19 protein-coding genes are annotated in these 19,563 nt (G+C 64.1%); 11 read left to right on the forward strand and 8 right to left on the reverse strand.

Annotated features, from left to right (window positions below; translation table 11 throughout):
- Positions 1–19: 19 nt before the first annotated feature.
- Genes RHPLAN_RS03745 through RHPLAN_RS03755 form a run of 3 tightly spaced genes read left to right on the forward strand, consistent with a single transcriptional unit; the run spans position 20 to position 1,585 of the window.
- Positions 20–487, forward strand: a complete 468-nt coding sequence (locus tag RHPLAN_RS03745) for a (2Fe-2S)-binding protein (protein ID WP_068013956.1) — start codon at positions 20–22, stop codon at positions 485–487.
- A gap of 25 nt (positions 488–512) precedes the next feature.
- A complete protein-coding gene (locus RHPLAN_RS03750; protein WP_157100045.1) occupies positions 513–1,091 on the forward strand; it encodes a c-type cytochrome in 579 nt (192 codons plus the stop codon).
- A 38-nt stretch (positions 1,092–1,129) separates the two neighbouring features.
- Complete coding sequence (locus tag RHPLAN_RS03755; RefSeq protein WP_068013959.1) at positions 1,130–1,585, forward strand: DsrE family protein; 456 nt, start codon at positions 1,130–1,132, stop codon at positions 1,583–1,585.
- Positions 1,586–2,502: 917 nt separating this feature from the next.
- Here the strand turns inward: RHPLAN_RS03755 and RHPLAN_RS03760 are convergent.
- From RHPLAN_RS03760 to RHPLAN_RS03770, 3 genes are all read right to left on the reverse strand, one after another.
- Complete coding sequence (locus tag RHPLAN_RS03760; RefSeq protein WP_068013962.1) at positions 2,503–3,300, reverse strand: ABC transporter ATP-binding protein; 798 nt, start codon at positions 3,298–3,300, stop codon at positions 2,503–2,505.
- A gap of 3 nt (positions 3,301–3,303) precedes the next feature.
- Complete coding sequence (locus tag RHPLAN_RS03765) at positions 3,304–4,044, reverse strand: ABC transporter permease (protein ID WP_198164696.1); 741 nt, start codon at positions 4,042–4,044, stop codon at positions 3,304–3,306.
- A gap of 72 nt (positions 4,045–4,116) precedes the next feature.
- Positions 4,117–5,118, reverse strand: a complete 1,002-nt coding sequence (locus RHPLAN_RS03770; RefSeq protein ID WP_068013966.1) for an ABC transporter substrate-binding protein — start codon at positions 5,116–5,118, stop codon at positions 4,117–4,119.
- A gap of 165 nt (positions 5,119–5,283) precedes the next feature.
- On the opposite strand from RHPLAN_RS03770, the gene RHPLAN_RS03775 reads away from it, so the two are divergent.
- The 6 genes from RHPLAN_RS03775 (at position 5,284) to RHPLAN_RS03800 (ending at position 11,099) form a co-directional block, all read left to right on the forward strand.
- On the forward strand, positions 5,284–6,060 hold the full coding sequence (locus RHPLAN_RS03775; RefSeq protein ID WP_068030523.1) for an SDR family NAD(P)-dependent oxidoreductase: 777 nt from the start codon (positions 5,284–5,286) through the stop codon (positions 6,058–6,060).
- A 1-nt stretch (position 6,061) separates the two neighbouring features.
- Positions 6,062–7,234, forward strand: a complete 1,173-nt coding sequence (locus RHPLAN_RS03780; RefSeq protein WP_068013968.1) for an MFS transporter — start codon at positions 6,062–6,064, stop codon at positions 7,232–7,234.
- Positions 7,235–7,417: 183 nt separating this feature from the next.
- Positions 7,418–8,653, forward strand: coding sequence for an MFS transporter (locus tag RHPLAN_RS03785; RefSeq protein WP_068013969.1), 1,236 nt, complete (start codon positions 7,418–7,420; stop codon positions 8,651–8,653).
- A gap of 23 nt (positions 8,654–8,676) precedes the next feature.
- The gene (locus RHPLAN_RS03790; protein WP_068013971.1) at positions 8,677–9,435 is read left to right on the forward strand and encodes a lipoate--protein ligase family protein; all 759 of its coding nucleotides are present in this window, start codon (positions 8,677–8,679) and stop codon (positions 9,433–9,435) included.
- 201 nt (positions 9,436–9,636) lie between these two features.
- Positions 9,637–10,410, forward strand: coding sequence for a ferredoxin--NADP reductase (locus RHPLAN_RS03795; RefSeq protein ID WP_068013974.1), 774 nt, complete (start codon positions 9,637–9,639; stop codon positions 10,408–10,410).
- Positions 10,411–10,481: 71 nt separating this feature from the next.
- Positions 10,482–11,099 (forward strand): HupE/UreJ family protein, encoded by a 618-nt coding sequence (locus tag RHPLAN_RS03800; RefSeq protein WP_068013976.1) that lies wholly within the window; start codon positions 10,482–10,484, stop codon positions 11,097–11,099.
- 9 nt (positions 11,100–11,108) lie between these two features.
- Here the strand turns inward: RHPLAN_RS03800 and gloB are convergent, their stop codons facing one another.
- Positions 11,109–11,876, reverse strand: coding sequence for a hydroxyacylglutathione hydrolase (gloB, locus tag RHPLAN_RS03805; protein ID WP_068013978.1), 768 nt, complete (start codon positions 11,874–11,876; stop codon positions 11,109–11,111).
- Positions 11,877–11,975: 99 nt separating this feature from the next.
- On the opposite strand from gloB, the gene RHPLAN_RS03810 reads away from it, so the two are divergent.
- Complete coding sequence (locus tag RHPLAN_RS03810) at positions 11,976–12,722, forward strand: class I SAM-dependent methyltransferase (RefSeq protein ID WP_068013979.1); 747 nt, start codon at positions 11,976–11,978, stop codon at positions 12,720–12,722.
- A gap of 190 nt (positions 12,723–12,912) precedes the next feature.
- Positions 12,913–13,861 (forward strand): IS630 family transposase gene (locus RHPLAN_RS38160; RefSeq protein ID WP_157099989.1). Its coding sequence is split into 2 segments (ribosomal slippage): positions 12,913–13,248 and positions 13,250–13,861, totalling 948 coding nucleotides; the frame shifts between segments, so codons are not numbered across the junction.
- 89 nt (positions 13,862–13,950) lie between these two features.
- On the opposite strand, the gene RHPLAN_RS03825 is transcribed toward RHPLAN_RS38160, so the two are convergent.
- From RHPLAN_RS03825 to ptsP, 4 genes are all read right to left on the reverse strand, one after another.
- Positions 13,951–14,814: a DUF4167 domain-containing protein gene (locus RHPLAN_RS03825; protein WP_068013982.1), complete on the reverse strand. Its 864-nt coding sequence runs from the start codon at positions 14,812–14,814 to the stop codon at positions 13,951–13,953.
- Positions 14,815–15,299: 485 nt separating this feature from the next.
- On the reverse strand, positions 15,300–16,202 hold the full coding sequence (gene prmC / locus RHPLAN_RS03830; protein WP_068013984.1) for a peptide chain release factor N(5)-glutamine methyltransferase: 903 nt from the start codon (positions 16,200–16,202) through the stop codon (positions 15,300–15,302).
- Positions 16,202–17,284 (reverse strand): peptide chain release factor 1, encoded by a 1,083-nt coding sequence (gene prfA, locus RHPLAN_RS03835; protein ID WP_068013987.1) that lies wholly within the window; start codon positions 17,282–17,284, stop codon positions 16,202–16,204. Before prfA ends, prmC begins: the two co-directional genes overlap by 1 nt.
- A complete protein-coding gene (gene ptsP / locus RHPLAN_RS03840) occupies positions 17,281–19,548 on the reverse strand; it encodes a phosphoenolpyruvate--protein phosphotransferase (RefSeq protein ID WP_068013988.1) in 2,268 nt (755 codons plus the stop codon). The genes prfA and ptsP overlap by 4 nt, the downstream gene beginning before the upstream one ends.
- Positions 19,549–19,563: the final 15 nt, after the last annotated feature.

Raw genomic sequence — 19,563 nt, forward strand, 5'->3', positions numbered from 1 at the left:
TCAGCGCGGAAGCGGAGCTATGTCTGTCAGTCTCAAGGTGAACGGTACGGTGCACAGGGTGACGGCCGATTTGGACACGCCGCTGCTCTACGTGCTGCGCAATGATCTCGGGCTCAACGGCGCCAAATTCGGCTGCGGGCTTGGTCAGTGCGGCGCCTGCACGGTGCTCGTCGACGGCGCTGCGTTACGATCCTGCGTCATGCCGATCGGTGCGCTGACGCAATCCGAGATCATCACGCTCGAAGGTCTCGGGACGCTTGAGCACCCCCACCCGCTGCAGTCTGCTTTCATCGGGGAGCAGGCGGCGCAGTGCGGCTACTGCATTGCCGGCATGATCATGATGGCCAAGGCGATTCTCGACCGCAACCCGCACCCGAGCGAGACCGACGTCCGGCTCGGACTTGTCGGCAATCTCTGTCGCTGCGGGGTCCATAACCGGATTGTTGGCGCGATTCTCAAAGCCGCGCAGGCGATGGGGCGAAGTTGACGAGGATGAATCACGGGGTATCACGATGAACAATTGTGTTTCGAAAGTTTTCGGCGTGCTCGGCGTTCTCGCCGCCCTGACCTTTCCGGCTGCTCCGGGACATGCCGCTGAAGCCCAGACCGTCCTCGGCGGCAAGTTGGTGGTTTGTGGCGTATGCCACGGTGTCAACGGCTTGCCAAAACTGGAGGGTGTTCCAATCATCTGGGGTCTGCAGGAAAATTATATCTTGAAGCAACTTCGTGAATTCCGGCACGGAGAGCGCGCCAGCGACACCATGAAGAAGGTCGCGGTAACCCTCACCGAGGAAGAGGTGGCTCCCGCAGCGGCTCACTTCGCGACAAAGCAGTGGCCGGCCGGACCCACAAACGTCTCGTTCCCCTCGCCGCCCCCCACAATGGCGATATGCGAGGCTTGTCATCAGCAAAAGCTGGTTGGTGGCGTAGCGGCACCGCGGCTCGCAGGTCAAAAGTACGATTACTTGGTCGAGTCGATGCGCCGCTTTGCGGAAGGCGAGCGAAAAAACAGTCCCGAAATGAGCAGCCTCATGCAGGCGATTTCGGCGTCCGACCGTGAGGCGATGGCGCGTTACATTTCAGGCCTCTGACTCGGGCGCAGCAAGTCATAATCCTTTAGGAGCACACGATGCGCGATCTCATGCGTTCCCTGTCCGTTGCTTTCGTCCTGGGGTTGTTTGTTGCGAGTCCTGTTTCTGCGGCTGAGAATTCCAAGCAGCATCGAGTTGCAATGCATGTCGATCAGAATGATCCCGATGTGATGAATCTTGCACTCAACAATGCCAAGAACGTCATCGAGCACTATCAAAGCCGCGGTGAAGATGTCGTTATTGAGATCGTGGCTTACAGCGGCGGTCTTCACATGCTGCGGTCGGATACTTCCCAGGTCAAAGACCGCATCAAGGAAATGGTTGGGAAATATTCCACCAAAATAAAATTCGCTGCTTGCAACAACACAATCCAGGGAATGGAAAAGCGTGAAGGGCACGCCATTTCCATAATCCCGGAGGCCTTCATTGTTTCGGCAGGGGTCGTGGAACTTGTGGACCTGCAGGAGCAAGGATGGAGCTATATACGGCCATGATGCTCTATGTACGCGCCGACGAGGTGATCGAATAACCGGCGTTTTTGTTGCCGTGCACGAGTTCGGTTCTGACACTTAGCGTCATACAGGTCCTCAAGCCTGATGAGTCGCGCCGCGTCGATGTCAGTCGGCCGCACCAATATTTCGATTTGCATTTCGGCAAATCACGTGTAGACGCCGAATCACCCTGTTCGTTGAGGGCGTCATCATGAGACGTCTGTTTGGCGGAGCAGGGTGTGGCGCACTGCAGGCGTGGCGAACGTAGCCACAGTCCCAGGGCGCGACGGCATCGACCGCCCCCGATGAGGGGGCCGCCTTTGGTGGCCGACGAACACCGGGTGAAGGGCCGCGGCGACGCGGTCTGGAACGAGGAAGGGGCGAAAGCCCTACTTCCGATCCGGTCAGCGTCCAGAGCGATGCCATCGCGAGAAATCGCCACGTGGAGCGCCGAGAGGGCGAGCGGGCTTCGCAAAGCCCGCGGGCGCCTTCAGAAAGCGCCCAGGTTTCTGCGCCGTCTCGGCGCTCCGCGCCCTCACGCATGTGAGGGGAGGGAAAAGAGAGAGGCGCTGGCCCCGCGCCTGATGGGAAGGGGCCGATGAATCACGCCTGGATGAAAGGTCGACGGGATGCGCGTGAGCCGCGTGGCTGTTGGACAATTGAAGCAGGATTTTGCCGCTGCCAACCAAACGGCGGTGTCATTGCCGGGCTTGACCCGGCAATCCATGAGCGCGTTCCGCAAAGGCAATCGTAAAGGTGTGCTTTGTCGCGGCAGCGTATGGGCCCCCGTGTCAAGCACGGGGGTGACGACCGCCTTTGTTGATGGAGGTACGGGTCCCTGCACTGCCGGTCATGCGACGAAAGCGCGGCGCATCGTGCTTGGATCCAACCCGGTGCGCCAAGCCAGACGCAAAATGCGTTTACGTCTCCGACAAAATGCCGAGCGCCATGAAATTCTCACGGATGCGCTCGACACTGTCGACGAACAGCTTTTCGCTGCGGGTGTGTGCGCCGCGCGGCCGCGGCAGATCGATTTCGAGGATGTCCGCGATCTTTCCCGGCCGCGCCGTCATCACCACGACGCGGTCGGAGAGCAGCACGGCTTCCTCGATGCTGTGTGTGATGAAGATCACCGTGTTGCGGTCGCGCAGCCAGATGCGTTGCAGGTCGAGGTTCATCTGCTCGCGCGTCAGCGCATCGAGCGCGCCGAACGGCTCGTCCATCAGCAGCAGGCCCGGGCTCTGCACCAGCGCCCGGCAGATCGACACCCGCTGCCGCATGCCGCCCGACAGTTCGCCCGGATAGGTATCCTCGAAATCGGCGAGACCCACCGAGCGCAGCAGCTCGCGCGCCTTCTGGATGTGCGTCGTGCGGTCGAGCTTCTTGATCTCGACCGGCAACAGCACGTTGGCGAGCACCGTGCGCCAGTCGAGCAGCACGTCGCGCTGGAACACGATGCCGGCATTCTTGACTGCGCCTTTCACGGGTGCGCCACCGACATGCATCGTGCCGGAGCTCGCCGGGATGAGGCCCGAGACCAGCATCATCAGGGTGCTCTTGCCGCAGCCGCTCGGCCCGACGATCGAGACGAACTCGCCGGCCTTGATCGAAAGGTCGACCTGGTCCAGCGCCTGCACGCCGTCGCCGCTCGCGGTCGCGTAGCGCTTGGAGACGCCGCGCAGCTCGATGGCCACGCCGGTGGAAGGAGCTTGCGCCATCGACTATTCGACCATCTCGGTGCGTACCCGGTTCCACGGCAGCGCCAGCCGTTCGGCCCAGGCGACGATGTTGAACATCAGCACGCCGAGCAGCGACAGCACCACGACGGCGGCGAACAGCAGCGGCGTATCGAGGCGCACCTGCGAGACGAGTTGCAGATAGCCGAGGCCCTGCTCGGCCGCGATGAATTCGCCGACCGTGGCGCCGACGACGGCCTGGCCGATGCCGACCTTCAACCCGCCGAAGATGCTCGGCAACGCCTTGGGCAGCCGGATCTTGAGAAAGGTCGTCAGTTCGTTCGCGCCCATCGACTGCACCAGATAGACCATCTCCTTTTCGGTCGCGCGCATGCCGACCACGGCACTGATCACGATCGGAAAGAACGAGATCAGGAACGCCACCATGATCTTGGGCAGGATGCCGTAACCGAGCCACATCACCAGGATCGGCGCCAACGCAACCTTCGGGATGGTCTGCAGCGAGACCATGAAGGGAAACGCCACGCGCTCGAAGATGCGCGAATAGACCACGGCGATGGCGAGCGGAATGCCGAGCACGATGCTGAGCCCGAAGCCCAGCGCGATTTCCTGCGCGGTGACGAGCGCGTTCACCAGCAGGAGCTGCCAGGTGGCGATCATCTTGTCGACGATCATCGACGGGCTCGGCAGGACGAAATCCGGCACGTGAAACAGCCAGACGGCGAGCTCCCACACCGCGAAGATCACGGCAAAAATCACAATCACCGGACCCTGGCGCGTGATCCACGCGCCAATTCCGCCGGAAACAGTCTTAGGCTTCCCCATCTATTTGAGCATCTATTGCAGGTACTGGTTGGTGTAGTACGCGTTCACGGCCTTGATGTCCGCAATGCCGCCGGTTTCCTTGAGAAGCTTGAGGTTGCTCTCCCAGTCGGCAGCCTCCTGCCAACCGATCGGTTTCCCGGCAGGCGCGTTGGTCGACACGGCGGTCGCCTCGACCTGGCGTTCGAGCACGTCCGGCTGCTCCGGCACGACCATGTATTTCGCCATGATCTTGGCCGCGGCTTTGGGGTCGGCCATCGTGTCGCGGTAGCCCTTTTCGGTGGCGCGCAGGAGCTTCTTGACGGTGTCTGGATTTTGCTCGGCGAATGCGTTGCCGACATAGATCGAAGCGCCGAGCAGGTTCAGGCCGAAATCCGACACCTTCAGAACGTTGAAGGTCACGCCGGCGCGTTTCTCGATCTGCGGCAGCTCGTTGCTGAGATAGACCGACATGACGTCGGTCTTTCGGGTCAGGAACTGCGCGGTGCGGGCCGACGCGTCCATCTGGATCTGCGTGATCTTGGTGATGTCCACGCCGTTGATTTTGGTGAACGGCAGGAGCATGTCGCCGAAGGTCTCGCCGACCGAAACCGCAAGCCGCTTGCCCTCGAGGTCCTTCGGCGTCTTCAGCGGGATATCGGGAAACGCGATCACGCCCATCGGCGCCTTGGTCTGATAGACGGACGCGACCTTGACCGGCAGGCCCTGGCTCACGGCCTGGGCCGCCGCAACCGCCGGTCCGTAGCCGAATTTCTCGTTGCCGGCGGCGATCGCCTTCAGCACGTTCTGCGCACCGTTTCCTTCGGCGAGTTGCACGTCGAGGCCTTCGGCCTTGTAGTAACCCTTATCAAGGGCCACGTAGAGCGGCGCGTATTCGCCCTTCAGCTTCCAGGTGAAACGGATGGTGAGCTTCTCGGCGCTTTGGGCGAAAGCCGACCCCGCCGAGAGAGCGCCGATCGCCGCCGAAAGCAGCATGGCAGCCGCAGTAAACTTCATCGCCTTCGTCGCAGGTCTCATCCTGGTCCCCCCGAAATCGCCATCAGTCGTGTCAGCAAGCCTTGTGCCGCATCCGCGTGCGGATTGTGAAGGCAGACATCCCAAAGCAGGGGATTTTGCAATGGATTTTCACCTTCGTCGCCTTAAAAACGGGCAGTTCACAGCTGGGAAATGGGCGGTGGTTTGATGGCGCGCGTGTTCATCTCCGGTTCGTCGACGGGGCTCGGGCTGATGGCCGGCGAACTCCTGGCCGAGCAGGGCCATCAGGTTGTGCTGCATGCGCGCAACGACGCGCGCGCGAAAGACACCCGCAAGGCATTGCCCGCGGCTGAGGTCGTGGTCGGCGATCTGTCGAGCATCGCCGCCACCAGGCGCGTCGCCGAGCAGGCCAACAAGCTCGGGCCCTATGACGCGGTGATCCACAACGCCGGCGTCGGGTACCAGGAGCGGCGGCGGGTCGAGACCGAGGACGGCCTGCCACAGGTCTTCGCCGTCAACACGCTCGCGCCCTACATCCTCACCGCGCTGATCGAAAAGCCGAAGCGGCTGGTCTATCTGAGCTCGGGTATGCACCGCAGTGCCGAAGCCAACCTCGACGATCTGGCCTGGAAGAAACGCTCGTGGCAGGGGTCGCAGGCTTATGCGGAGAGCAAGCTTCACGATGCGCTGCTCGCCTTTGCGGTGGCGCGCCGCTGGCCCGACGTGAAATCGAACGCGGTCGAGCCCGGCTGGGTCGCCACCCGCATGGGCGGTCCCGGCGCGCCGGATGACCTGGATCAGGCGCATCGCACTCAAGTCTGGCTTGCGGTGAGCAACGATCCGGCCGCGCTGGTCACGGGCCGGTATTTCTTTCACATGCAACAGCGTCCGGTGAATCCGCGGGCCAACGACGTTGCGTTGCAGGATCGGCTGGTCGAAGCTTGCGAACGGCTGTCGGGCATCCGTCTGCCGAACGGGATTTAGATTGGTTACACCCGACGGCGGCCTCACGCAGACCCGGGTCAGATTCCTGGCGGTGGCCTGCGCCTTCGCCATCGCGACGCTGTATTACAGCCAGCCCATTCTGCCGCTGATCGGCGCGAGCTTCGGCACCAGCGACACCGTGACAAGCCAGCTCGTGATGCTTGGTCAGATCGGCTATTCGCTTGGGCTGTTCTTGTTCGTGCCGATCGGCGATCGGATCGATCGCAGGCGGCTGATCCTGACGCTGCTCGCGATCAACACGGTCGGGATGGCGGCCTGCGCTGCCGCGCCCAGCTTTGCATTTCTCGGCGTGGCATTGCTGCTCGCCGGACTGACCACGGTCACGCCGCAGATCATCATTCCGACCGTTGCCGGGATGGCTGCGCCGGACCAGCGGGGCAGGGCGGTCGGCGTGCTGCTGAGTGGAATGTCGGCCGGGCTCCTGATCGGCCGCACGCTGAGCGGCTTCGTCGGCGAGTTCGCCGGATGGCGCGCGGTGTTCGGGCTCGCCATTGCGATGAACGCGCTGCTCATGGTGATCGTGTGGCGCACCTTGCCGGCCACAAAGCCGAGCAGCGATTTGCCATATCCCAAATTGCTGCTGTCGCTCGGACGGCTGTTTGCGGATCACGCCACGCTGCGCGCTGCTTGCATCACGGGCTTTCTCGCCTTTGGTGCATTCAGCGCGCTGTGGGCGACACTCGCCGCGTTGCTGGCGCGACCGCCCTATCAATTCGGTGCAAACACCGTTGGATTGTTCGGGCTGATCGGCGTCTTCAGCATCGTCGCGGCCCCGCTGATCGGCCGCCTGACCGATCGGCTTGGCACGCGCTTCATGATCGTTGCCGGAACCGTCGTATTGCTGATCGCCTTCGGCTTCGTCTTGCTGGCCGAACGTACAATCTGGGCGCTCGTGCTTGGCATCGCGCTGATCGATATCGGCTATCGCTGTGTGCTGCTGGCCAACCAGACGCGGATCTACCCGCTGCAGCCCTCGGCCCAGAGCCGGCTCAACACGGTGTTCATGACATCCGTGTTTTTGGGAGGCGCGGCAGGTTCGCTGTGCGGGGCTGCCGCCGTGATGTGGTCGTGGAGCGGTCTGGCCGGCGCAGGCGCAAGCCTCGCGGCCGCCGCGCTGATCTTTCACCTGGTGGCATCACGTGCGGCGCGCTGAGCGGCGGGCCATGTTCATGGGCGCGGAACGTGTTTGTTTCGGCATAACCACCTTGCGAAAGAACGATTGCTTATCGCCATATAGAGCCGTACACAGCGGGCAACGATCGCTCGGTCGAAGCGCGTTTGGCGCAACAGAACAAGAGCTGGATCGTCTGGAAGCCGGGCCAGGGAACAATAAGAAATGACAGTGATCTCAGCCGATTCGGGCGTGCTGCCGCGGCGCTCGTTTCAGGAGGTCTGGGTCGTCAGCATCGGCCATGCGCTGACCCATTGGTACCCGGCGACGTTCTATCTGCTGCTGCCGCTGATCGGCAATGAGCTGGGCCTGAGCTACAGCCAGATCGGCTCGATCCTGACGGCGCAGTACGCGGCCGGCGCGATCGCCAACATCCCCGGCGGCATCTTCGTCGACACGGTCGGCCGCAAAGGCCTGTTGATGGCGGTGTCGCTGTTCTGGGTCGGCTTCCCGTACCTGGTGATGGGCTTCTCGCACGTCTACTGGATGATGCTCGCTTGCGCGACGGCGGTCGGCATCGGCAACAACCTCTGGCATCCGACCGCGATCCCGTGGCTTGCCGGCCGTTTCCCCGACCGCAAGGGCTTGGTGATGTCGTTCCACAGCATGGGCGGCAATATCGGCGACGCGCTGGCGCCGCTCGTGGTCGGCGGACTGCTCGCCATTCTCAGTTGGCGCAGCGTCGTGCTCGTGAACGTGTTGCCCGGCATCGTGATGGCGGCGCTGATCCTCGTCTATATCGGGCGGCTGAGCAGCGCCGAGAATGGCGCCGATCAAACGGCCAAGCGCGCCGTGCAGAAGAGCGGCGCCGAGCGGCTGCGCGATTTCATGTCACTTCTGACCAACCGCGCGCTGGTGACGCTGTCGATCGGCTCGGTGTTTCGCACCATGACGCAGATGGCGCTGCTGACGTTCCTGCCGATCTATCTGGCGCACGACATGGGCTATTCGACGTTCTGGGTCGGCGTCTGCATGTTCGCACTACAGATCGCGGGCTTCGTCGCGGCTCCGATCGCCGGCCATCTCTCCGACACCATCGGCCGGCGGCAGATCATCGTCTCCAGCATGTCGATGACGGCTGTCGTGCTGTTGTCGATGATCTTCGCCGGCGGCACGATCTGGTTCGTCGTGCTGGTTGCGGTGCTCGGTTTCTTCCTGTTCGCGGTCCGCGCGGTGCTGCAGGCCTGGCTGTTGGACGCGACGCCGCCCGAGCTCGGCGGTAGCGCCATCGGTCTGCTGTTCGGCGCGCAGGCCGCAGGCGCCGCGGCAGGCCCGATCGCGGCCGGCGTGCTGGCGGACCACTACGGCATCATGTCGGCGTTCTATTTCCTGGCCGCGACCATCATCGTCGCGAACCTCATGATCTTCATTACGCCGGCTGGCGTCATAAAGAATCCCTAACCGCTAGCTGCTAAGTTCGCGCAATGAATCGCGCGGTCACAGCTCTGCGCATCATCGACACCGGCGTGAAGCCTGCGCGCTGGAACGTCGCCGCGACGGCGGCGCTGATCGAGTTGCATCGCATCGGCGCGACGCCGGATACGATCCGCTTTCACCGCTACCCGCGCTCGGTGGTGATCGCGCGCGGTCAGAAGCTCGAGCGGGAGGTCGATGTCGAGCGCTGCCGGCGCGATGGCGTCGAGATCGCCCGGCGCATGACGGGTGGCGCGGCCGCCTATATGAGCCCAGGGACTCTCGTCTGGGACATTGTCGCGGGACGGGCGCGGTTCGGCGACAGCCTTGACGATGTGACGTTGCGGGTCGGCGGCGCTGTCGCGGCAGGTCTCCGGCGGTTGGGTTTTGCGGCCAAGGCTGGCGCACGAGGCGCCGTCGAGATCGAGGGCCGCAAGGTGTCCGAATCAGACGGCCGACTCGATGGCCCGACCGCGATCGTACAGGGCACGATGCTGGTCGACTTCGACTACGACGAGATGATGCGTCTGCTCAAGGCGAGGCCGGACACCACCAAGCCAGTCGCTCCGATTGCGAGCCTAGCCGATTGCCTGGGGCGTGCGCCGCCGATCGAGGACGTGCGCGATGCGATCATGGTGGAATTCAACGATATCTGGGACGGAGCGAGCGTGACGTCGGATCTGCGCACCGATGAGCTTGCGCTCGCAGACAAGCTTCTCGCCGATGAGATCGGTCGTGACGACTTCGTGATGGGCACGCCAGCGAGCTGAAACGGTCTCGTTTCGCCCAATTCTCGCGATCGATTATGACTAGTTTGGCGGTGTTCGTTGAAACGAAGCAGCTCTCCGGCCCTTCATTTTTGGTCGAAAGTTTTTCTAATTCAAAAAACGCTTTCTGCGGTTTGCGCAACGCCGTCAGACGTTTAAGTACTCCGCGGCAGCCGGTCAAAACCAGGAAGTGGCAGCGGAGCAATGAGCGCATTTTACCAGGAACAGGTGATCGACGTGCAGCACTGGACCGACACCCTGTTCAGCTTTTCGACCACGCGCGATCCGGGCTTCCGCTTCCAGAACGGCCAATTCACCATGATGGGTCTCGAGGTCGAGGGCCGGCCGCTGCTGCGCGCCTACAGCATGGCGAGCGCCAACCACGAAGAGTCGCTCGAGTTCTTCAGCATCAAGGTCCAGGACGGTCCGCTGACCTCGAGGCTCCAGCGCATTCAGCCGGGCGACACGGTGCTGATCGGCCGCAAGGCCACCGGCACGCTGATCGCCGACAATCTCCTGCCGGGCAAGCGGCTGTTGCTGCTTTCGACCGGCACCGGGCTGGCGCCGTTTGTCAGCATCGTCAAAGACCCGGACGTTTACGAGCGGTTCGACGACATCGTGCTGGTGCACGGCTGCCGGCAGGTGTCCGAGCTGGCCTATGGCGAAAAGATCGTCGAGGGCCTGCGCGGTGACGAACTGTTCGGGCCGCTGCTCGAGGACAAGCTGCATTACTATCCGACCGTCACCCGCGAGCCGTTCCGCAACCGCGGCCGCATCACCGATCTGATCACCTCGGGCAAGCTGTTTGCGGATTGTCGCATGCCGCCGCTCGACATCGAGATTGATCGCATCATGCTGTGCGGCAGTCCCGCGATGCTGGCGGACCTCCGCACCATCTTCGACGAGCGCGGCTTCGTCGAGGGCAATCATTCGGCGCCCGGCCACTTCGTCATCGAGAAGGCTTTCGTCGAGCGCTGAGCCGACGGAAGTCGAGATAGCGAACCGACAGTGTCGAGAAGCGCCGGGCGAGGTGCTAGGCTTGCCGTGCCATGGCCTTCGCCACGATCTGCCGCGCACGTTGGTCCGCCCGTTGGTTGCTGGGTGTCCTGCTGACGTTGGCACTGCAAGGTCAGGCCTTCGCCCATGTCGAGACCGGGACTGCAACCGGTCTTGTCAGCGGGTTCCTTCATCCCATCACCGGTCTCGATCATCTGGTCGCCATGGTTGCTGTCGGGCTTTGGGGCGCGCAACTCGGTGCTCCGGCGATCTGGCTTCTTCCGATCACGTTCCCGCTGGTGATGGCGTTCGGCGGGCTGCTCGGCCTAGCCAAGGTCGGCGTGCCGTTCACCGAACAGGCGGTGGCGCTGTCAGCCGTGGTGCTCGGTGCGCTGATCCTGCTGCGAGTCCGTGCACCGCTTTGGATTGCGGCGCTGGTGGTCGCTTACTTTGCGGTTTTCCACGGTTATGCGCACGGCTTGGAATTGCCCCACGCCGCGGACCCGCTTGCTTATGGCGCGGGCTTCGTGATCGCGACCGGGCTGCTGCATCTGTGCGGCATCCTGATCGGCACGCTGATCCGCTGGCCGGCCGGTGATCGCCTCGTCCGCGCCTGCGGCGCCGCGGTCGGTGGCGTCGGCTGTTATTTCCTGCTCGCGAGCTTGCGCTGAGCCGCTCGCCTAGAACTTATTTTTGCGCTCTCGGATTTCCGCGAACACGGCGTCAGCGGGCTTGCCGGCGAGGCCGAGCAATTTCGCCACCTCCGGCACGTCCGCTCGGAGAAATGGATTGGCCGCCTTCTCCTCGTCGATCGTGGTCGGGATGGTCCATTGACCATCGGCGATCTGCTTCGCCGCCTGCGCGGCGCGCGCTTTCAGCGCCGCATTGTCGGGCTCGATGGTCTGCGCGAATTTGATGTTGGCGAGCGTGTACTCGTGGCCGCAATAGACCAGCGTGTCACCCGGCAGATCGCGCAGCTTCTTCAGCGATGCCCACATCATCGGCATGGTGCCTTCGATGACGCGGCCGCAGCCGATCGAGAACAGCGTGTCGCCTGCGAAGGCGAGCTTGTCGCCTTGAAACCAATAGGTGATGTGGCCCGCAGTGTGGCCTGGCGTCTCGATCACGTTGCTCACGAGATTGCCCACCTTGGCCTTGTCGCCTTCGCGGACGGTTTCGTCGACCATCGGAATCTTGCCGGCTTCGGCGAGCGGCGCCACCACGCGGCATTTGTGCTTCTGTTTGAGTTCGGCAATACCGCCGGTGTGGTCGGCGTGATGATGTGTCACCAGGATGTCGGTGAGCTTCCAGCCGGTTTCGCGCAATGCGGCCTCGACCGGTGCGGCTTCCGGAGCGTCGATGGCGGCGGTGGCGCCGCTCGCCGGATCGTGGATCAGCACGCCGTAATTGTCCTTCAGGCAACGGAACAGCTTGGTTTCGGCGGGCATGTCAGCTCCTCGTCTTTCGGGTTCGGCGGGACCGTATCACGGCTGCGCCACCCTCTTGAACGCCCGAAATGTTGAGCCGGTTCATGGTAGAGTTCCGCCATGTCCATCGACGTCGTCGATCTGCGTTCGTTCTATTCCCAGCGGCTCGGTGCCGTGGCCCGGCATTTCGTCGGCCGCAGCATTCGCAAGCATTGGACCGACACCCGAAACATGCGGGTGCTTGGCATCGGCTATCCCGGTCCGTATCTCGGACTGTTTCGCGAGGAGGCCGAGCGGTGTCTCGCCTTCATGCCGGCCGCGCAGGGCGTGGTGAAATGGCCGACCGTTCGGCCGACGCTCTCGGCGCTGGTCGACGAGCTGGAATTGCCTCTGCCGGATGCCGCGGTCGATCGCGTGCTGCTGGTGCATGCGCTGGAGATGTCGCAGAACGCCACTGCGTTGCTGCGGGAGGTCTGGCGGGTGCTGGCCTCCGGCGGACAATTGCTCACCGTAGTGCCGAACCGGCGCGGGCTCTGGGCCCGCATGGACACAACACCATTCGGTCACGGCCGGCCCTATTCGCGGCCGCAGATCACGAGCCTGATGCGTGAGGCCTGGTTCACGCCGGTGAGTTGGAGCGAGGCTCTCTATGTCCCGCCGATAGAGCGTGGCTGGTTCTTGCGTGCGGCCACCGCTTGGGAGCGCGCGGGGGGCGCCATCTCGGCACCGTTCGCCGGCGTGCATATCGTCGAGGCCACCAAGCAGGTCTATCGCGCAATTCCGGCCCGCCGCGAGAAGCGCAAGCTCGTGCCGGCGCTCAAGCCCGCGCTCGCGCCGGCGCCGCGCGGCATCCGCGAAGCGCTATAGGGCATGATCCCGAAAAGTGTGAAGCGATTTTCGGAAAAGATCATGCCAAAAAAGATTAAGGAGCGACGGGTCTGATTCAACGAAGTTGAATAGACCCTAGAGCGGTTCACTTCTTTTCTGAATCGCTGGGGATTCCGCTGGGCTTCGAATTGTGATTCAAGCTGCTGGCTGGGTTGGAGGCCAGCAGCTCATGACCCGACCTCTGTCCAATGATCTGCGTGAGCGTGTCGTTGCGGCGGTGCGGAACGGTGAGAGCTGCCGGACGGTGGCTTCGCGGTTCGGCGTGGCGGTGTCGTCGGTGGTGAAGTGGTCTCAGCGCTATCGGACGACTGGCTCAGTGTCGCCGAGCAAGATGGGTGGATATCGCAAGCCGGTGCTCGATCCGCATCGGGCCTTCATCCTGGAGCGCATCAGACAGACCCCGCATCTGACCCTGCATGGGCTGAAGGACGAACTTGCCGCGCGTGGGGTAAAGGTCTCGCACAATGCCGTGTGGCTGTTCCTGCGGCGCGAAGACCTGCGGTTCAAAAAAAACACTGTTCGCGCTTGAACAGGCCCGGGCCGACATCGCCCGCAGACGAAAGCGCTGGCGATCCTGGCAGGCCGGTCTCGATCCACGGCGTTTGGTCTTCATCGACGAAACCTGGATCAAGACCAGCATGGCCCCACTGCGCGGATGGGGACGCAAGGGCGATCGCCTGCGAGCTTACGCGCCGCATGGTCATTGGCGGACGCTGACCTTCCTCGGCGCGCTCCGCCACGACGGCCTCACAGCCCCTTGCGTGTTCGATGGCCCGATCAACGGCGAGTGCTTCCGAGCCTATGTCCAGCAGCAACTCGTTCCCGCACTGAAGGCCGGCGATATTGTCGTCATGGACAACCTCGGAAGCCACAAGGCTGCCGTGCTGCGACAGATCATAAGAGCAGCCGGAGCCAGGCTCTGGTACCTGCCGCCCTACTCGCCGGACCTCAATCCGATCGAGCAGGCCTTCGCCAAGATCAAACATTGGATGCGCATGGCTCAAAGGCGCACCATCGACGATGTCTGGCGCCAAATCGGCAGCCTCGTCACAACCATAGGCCCCCGCGAATGCAGCAACTACTTCGCAAACGCCGGATACGCTTCCGTCAAATTGTGAACCGCTCTAGCGCAGCCACAAACGACGCAGCCACAAACGACAAAGCCGGGCGGGGGCCCGGCTTTGCGCAATTCAAATCCTGACAATCCTCAGGTGTTGCCCGGCTCGGGCGCGTCGCCGCCGCCGAAGTCCTGTGGCGCGGCGCCGGCCATTTCCGGCCGCGGTCCGCGGTGACGCCTGCGGCGGTGGCGCGGAAAACGCTCACCGCCTTCATTGGCATCGCCGCCGTTCTGCGGCGCGGCCTGCTGCGGCTGCGCGCCGGTGATGAATGAGGGCAAGCGCTCGCCGTCGCTCTGCTCGGCCTGAGGCTGCTGATATTGCGGCTGCGGCTGAGTGTTATTGTTGTTGTATGGCTGATGCTGTTGCGGCCGCGGCTGATAGTTCGGCTGCTGTTGCCCGCCATAAGGCTGAGACTGCTGCTCGCGCGGCTGATAGTTCGGCTGCTGATTGTTGTAGTTCGGCTGGCCGCCGCCGTAGTTCTGTGCGTTGTTGTAATTCGGCGGTGATTGATTCTGCGGATTGAAGTTGGGCTGCTGAGCGCTCGGCTGGCCGAAGTTGCCTGGAATTTGAGTCGGCTGCGAACCGTCGTCCTCGTCGCCGTCGAAGACTTCGTCGGCAGCACCCTGACCCGGCGCAGGTGGCGCCTGATAGTACGGGTTCTGCTGCCTGAACTGCTCCTGCGCCGCGGCGATTAGACGGAAGTAATGCTCGGCATGCTGGAAATGATTCTCGGCCGTCACCGGGTCGCCGGCGCTTTGCGCATCGCGGGCAAGCTGAAGATATTTCTCAGCGATGTGATGCGCCGTCCCGCGGATCTTCACCTCCGGCCCGTTCGACTCATACACCCGGGTGAGTGGATTGTGATGATGACCGCCGCCGCCGCCCCCGCCGCCACCGTGCCCCTTGTGATTGCGGTTGCGCCCCCGCATGCGCTTGTTCTGTCCGTTTCTCATGACGCCTGTCGCTGACTCCTGTTAGCGGCGATTGTGGTCCCGCCGATTTATCCACCCAACTTCAAGCCAAGTCCCTATGCAGGACCTTCGTAGCCAAGCCTCTCAAACGCCTCGGCATGACGAGCCGGTGACAACCCGGCCCATCAGCCGCGCTCGAAAGCCGATATCCAGCGCTTCGGATACGGCAACCCATCGGGCCGCGAAACGGATCGCGGCGGCGCTTTGATTGTCTTCGTGCGTGTCGTTGTCGTTAATGCGTCGCAAAGCCCGATACGTGCCCGACCGCTAGCTTGATGACTTGAGTTCGGCGATCCTGTCTGCCGTCTGACCCGCAGCCTATCTGGTCCACCACCGGCCTCGCCGAGCATAACGCTCCGGGCCTCAGCAACGTGACCTTCGGGTCGATTCCTATAGGGAAGCTAGTCTGTCTTGCCCCATAATCCAAGCGATTTTTTGCCTATCCGCAATGTTAGTTGAACATGGCGTTATTCCGGCACCGCTGCACAGAGGGCTCGGGGAACACCCGAAAGATCGGTATCGGCAGGGCGCGGCACAAGGCCTGCCATGCGGAATATTGAGGCCACCTGGGCCTCCTGGCCGAAGCCCAATTCCACCACCAGATGGCCGCCAGGCTTGAGCAATCGACCCACCTGTCCCGCAATGGTGCGGTAGCAGTCGAGCCCATCCGGGCCGCCGTCGAGCGCGCGTCGCGGATCGTGACGGACCTCGGGCGCGAGGCTCGCGATGTCGCCGCTGATCACGTAAGGCGGATTGGACACGATGACGTCGAACGGTCCGGCGAGCGCCGCGCTGAAGTCGCAGGCAACGAAGCGCGCGCGGCGGTCGAGCTCGAGCCGCCGCGCGTTGTCGCGTGCAGTCTGGAGCGCTTCCGGACTCACATCGGTTGCGACGCCGTGGGCGTTCGGCAACTCGGTCAGCAACGCGATCAGCAACGCACCGGAGCCGGTGCCGAGGTCGGCAATGCGCAGCGGCCGCTGACGCGGCCCGCCGCTATCGACCGCGGCGAGCGCCGCTTCGACCACGGTCTCGGTGTCCGGCCGCGGCACCAGCGTTGCGGGACTGAGCCGCAGCGGCAGCCCCCAGAATTCCTGATGGCCGAGAATGCGCGCCACCGGTTCGCGAGCAAGCCGCCGGGCGGCGAGCACATCGATGGCACGCGCCTCGTCGTCGGTGATGGCGCGGCTCGCTTCGATGGTGAGGCCGGTGTGGTCGAGGCCGAGCGCATGGCCTGTCAACAGCCGCGCGTCGAGCTCCGGACTGTCGAGGCCGGCGCGGCGGAACATCTCGCTCAGTGCACGGCGCGCCTGTACCACCGTCATGCCGCGCATCGCGGGCGCGGCTGGCGAGGCTTGATCGAGGATCGTCATCAGCCCGCCTCGGCCGCCAGCAGTTCGGCCTGATGGTGGGTGATCAGCGCATCGATGATTTCGCCCAGCGCTTCGCCCTCGATCACCTTGGGCAGATTGTAGAGCGTCAGGTTGATCCGGTGATCGGTGACGCGGCCCTGCGGAAAATTATAGGTGCGGATGCGCTCCGAGCGGTCGCCGCTGCCGACCTGATCCTTGCGCGCGGCGGCGCGCTCGGTGTCGCGTTTGGTCTTCTCGGCGTCGTAAAGCTTGGCGCGCAGCATCGCCATCGCCTTGGCGCGGTTCTTGTGCTGCGACCGCTCTTCCTGGACCATCACCACGACGCCGCTCGGCATGTGGGTGATGCGGATCGCGGATTCGGTCTTGTTGACGTGCTGACCGCCGGCGCCTTGCGACCGCATGGTGTCGATCTTCAGATCGTCAGGCTTGATCTCGATGTCGACGTCTTCCACTTCGGGCAGCACCGCGACGGTCGCGGCCGACGTGTGCACGCGGCCCTGCGCCTCGGTGTCGGGCACGCGCTGCACGCGATGCACGCCGGATTCGAACTTGAGGCGTGCGAAGGGGCCGCGGCCTGTGATCTCGGCGACGATTTCCTTGAAGCCGCCCTTGGTGCCCTCGGTGACGGACATGATCTCGGTGGTCCAGCCTTGGCGCGCGGCATAACGCTCGTACATGCGGAACAGGTCGCCGGCGAACAGCGAAGCTTCGTCGCCTCCGGTCCCGGCGCGGATCTCGACGATCACATTGCGTTCGTCCATCGCGTCCTTGGGCAGGAGCGAAACGCGCAGCTCCTCGATCATCTGCTCGCGCTTGCCGATGAGCGCGTGCCGCTCCTCGTCGGCCATCTCGCGCATCGCCGGATCGCTCGACGGATCGGCGATCAACGCTTCGAGGTCTGCAAGTTCTCCCGCGACGCTGCGATAGGCCTTGATCTTGCCCACCACGGGATCGATCTCGGCAAATTCCCGCGAAAGCTTGACGAACGCCTCAGGCGCGAGCTGTTGCGTCAGCTCTGCCTCCACGGCGGCATGGCGGGCGAGCAGCGTGTCGAGTTTTTGTTCAGGCAGTGCAGTCGTCACAATTGCAGTCCTTCGGCCGCGGCGAACTGTTCCAGCCGCTCACGGATCGTGCCGCTGTGCGGCGGATTTTCGACCAGCGTCCTGATCAGCGCCTCGGCCTTGCCGACGTCGAGATCAAGCAGCATGGCCTTCACGGCGCCGAGCGCCGACGGCGTCAGCGACAGCGCGCGGAAACCCAAGGCCACCAGCGCCAGCGCGCCAATCGGCTTCGACGCAAGCTCGCCGCACAGTGTCACCGGCTTGCCACCGGCTTTGGCCCGATCGACGATGTTCATCAACGCGCGCAACACAGGGGCGGAGAGCGCATCAAATCGGTCGGCGACGCGACGGTTGCCGCGGTCGGCAGCGAACAGGAACTGCACTAGGTCATTGGAACCGACCGACAGGAAATCCACCCGCGACACCAGCGCATCGAGCTGGAACAAAAGCGACGGCACCTCGACCATGGTGCCGACTTCGACGCGGTCGGGCAGCTTGTGCCGCCGCCTCCGCAATGCGGTGAGCTCGCGCTCGATCATGGCCTTGGCTTCGTCGAATTCGGCGCAGGTCGCGACCATCGGAAACATGATGCGAAGCTCGCGCTCGGCTGCGGCCTGGAGCAGCGCGCGGATCTGACTGCGCATCAGCCCCGGCCGGTCGAGGCCGAGCCGGATCGCGCGCCAGCCGAGCGCCGGATTCTCTTCGGGCTCGGCGCGCATATAGGGCAGGATCTTGTCGCCGCCAACGTCGAGCGTGCGGAACGTCACCGGCTTGTCGCCGGCGGAGTCGAGCACCGCGCGATAGAGCGAGAGCTGCTCGCTGATGCGCGGCATTTCGGTCGCGATCATGAACTGCAGCTCGGTGCGGAACAGCCCGATGCCGGCAGCTCCGGTTTCCGCGATATGCGGAAGGTCCACCAGCAGGCCGGCGTTGATCATCAGCGCGACGTGCTGGCCGTCCTTGGTGACGCTCGGCCGGTCGCGCAGCGCGCGGTATTGCGCCTGCCGCCGGGCGCGGAGCTTCACGCGTTCCCCGTAGGCGACCTCGATGTCGGAGGCGGGCCGCAGATGCACGTCGCCGGTCGAGCCGTCGACGATGATCGGGTCGCCGGGTTCGACCAGTCCCGAGATGTTGTCGATCTCGCCGACGGCGGCGATGCCGATCGCACGCGCCACGATGGAGACGTGCGACGTCGGGCCGCCCTCCTCGAGCAGAAGCCCACGGAGCTTGCGCCGGTCGTAATCCAGCAGCGCCGCCGGCCCCATCGAGCGCGCGACCAGGATGGCGTTATCGGGCAATTGCTCACGCGGCGGTGCGTGGTCCTGGCCCATCAGGTGCCGCATCAGCCGGTTGGCCAGATCGTCGAGATCGTGCAGCCGCTCGCGCAGATACGGATCGGTGACGCGCAACATGCGGGCGCGGGTGTCGGACTGCACGCGCTCGACGCCGGCCTCGGCGGTGAGGCCGGTGCCGACCGCCTCGCGCAGCCGGTGCAGCCAGCCCTGGTCGTGGGCGAAGCTCCGATAGGCATCGAGCACCTCGCGATGCTCGCCGCCGTCGGCGACATCGCGGCGCTCCAGCATCAGGTCGAGGTCGGCGCGCAAGGCCGTAATCGAATCGTCGAGGCGCTTGAGCTCTTTCTGAACGTCGTCGGCGATGACGTTCTTCACCGTGACGCGCGGCTCGTGCAGCACAACATGGCCGAGCGCGATGCCGTCGGCGAGCGCCGTGCCGGTCATATGCAGCCGCGGCTTGATGGCCGGCTCGGCGCCGGGCTTGGCGATCGAGGACAATTCGCCCGAGGCGATCATCTCCGCCATCACCATGGCGGTGGTCTGCAACGCCTCTTCTTCCTCTTCGGAGTAGGTGCGGCGCGCCCGGTTCTGCACGACCAGCACGCCGAGCGTGTTGCCGGCGCGCAGGATCGGCACGCCCAGGAACGAGTGATAGATTTCTTCGCCGGTTTCCGGCCGGTAGGCGAAGGCCGGATGGGCCTGGGCTTCGGACAGGTTGATCGGGTTGGCCTCGCTCGCCACCAGACCGACCAGGCCCTCGTCCTGCCGCAGCACGGTCTGGTGGACCGCCTCGTGCTTCAGGCCTTCCGTGGCGTACAGCTCGAGCGTGCCGTCGACGCGCAACACGTAGACGGAGCAGACCTCCGCCACCATGTTGGCGGCAATCAGCACGACGATTTTGTCCAGGCGTTCCTGCGCGCTGACCGGCTCCGCCATCACCTCACGGAGTCGGCGCAACAGCACGCGCGGACCGCCGAGCGCGCCACGCATGGGCGATGTTCCTCA

Origin of the sequence: Rhodoplanes sp. Z2-YC6860, assembly GCF_001579845.1 — a bacterium.
In the GTDB taxonomy this organism is placed as follows: Bacteria; Pseudomonadota; Alphaproteobacteria; order Rhizobiales; family Xanthobacteraceae; genus Z2-YC6860.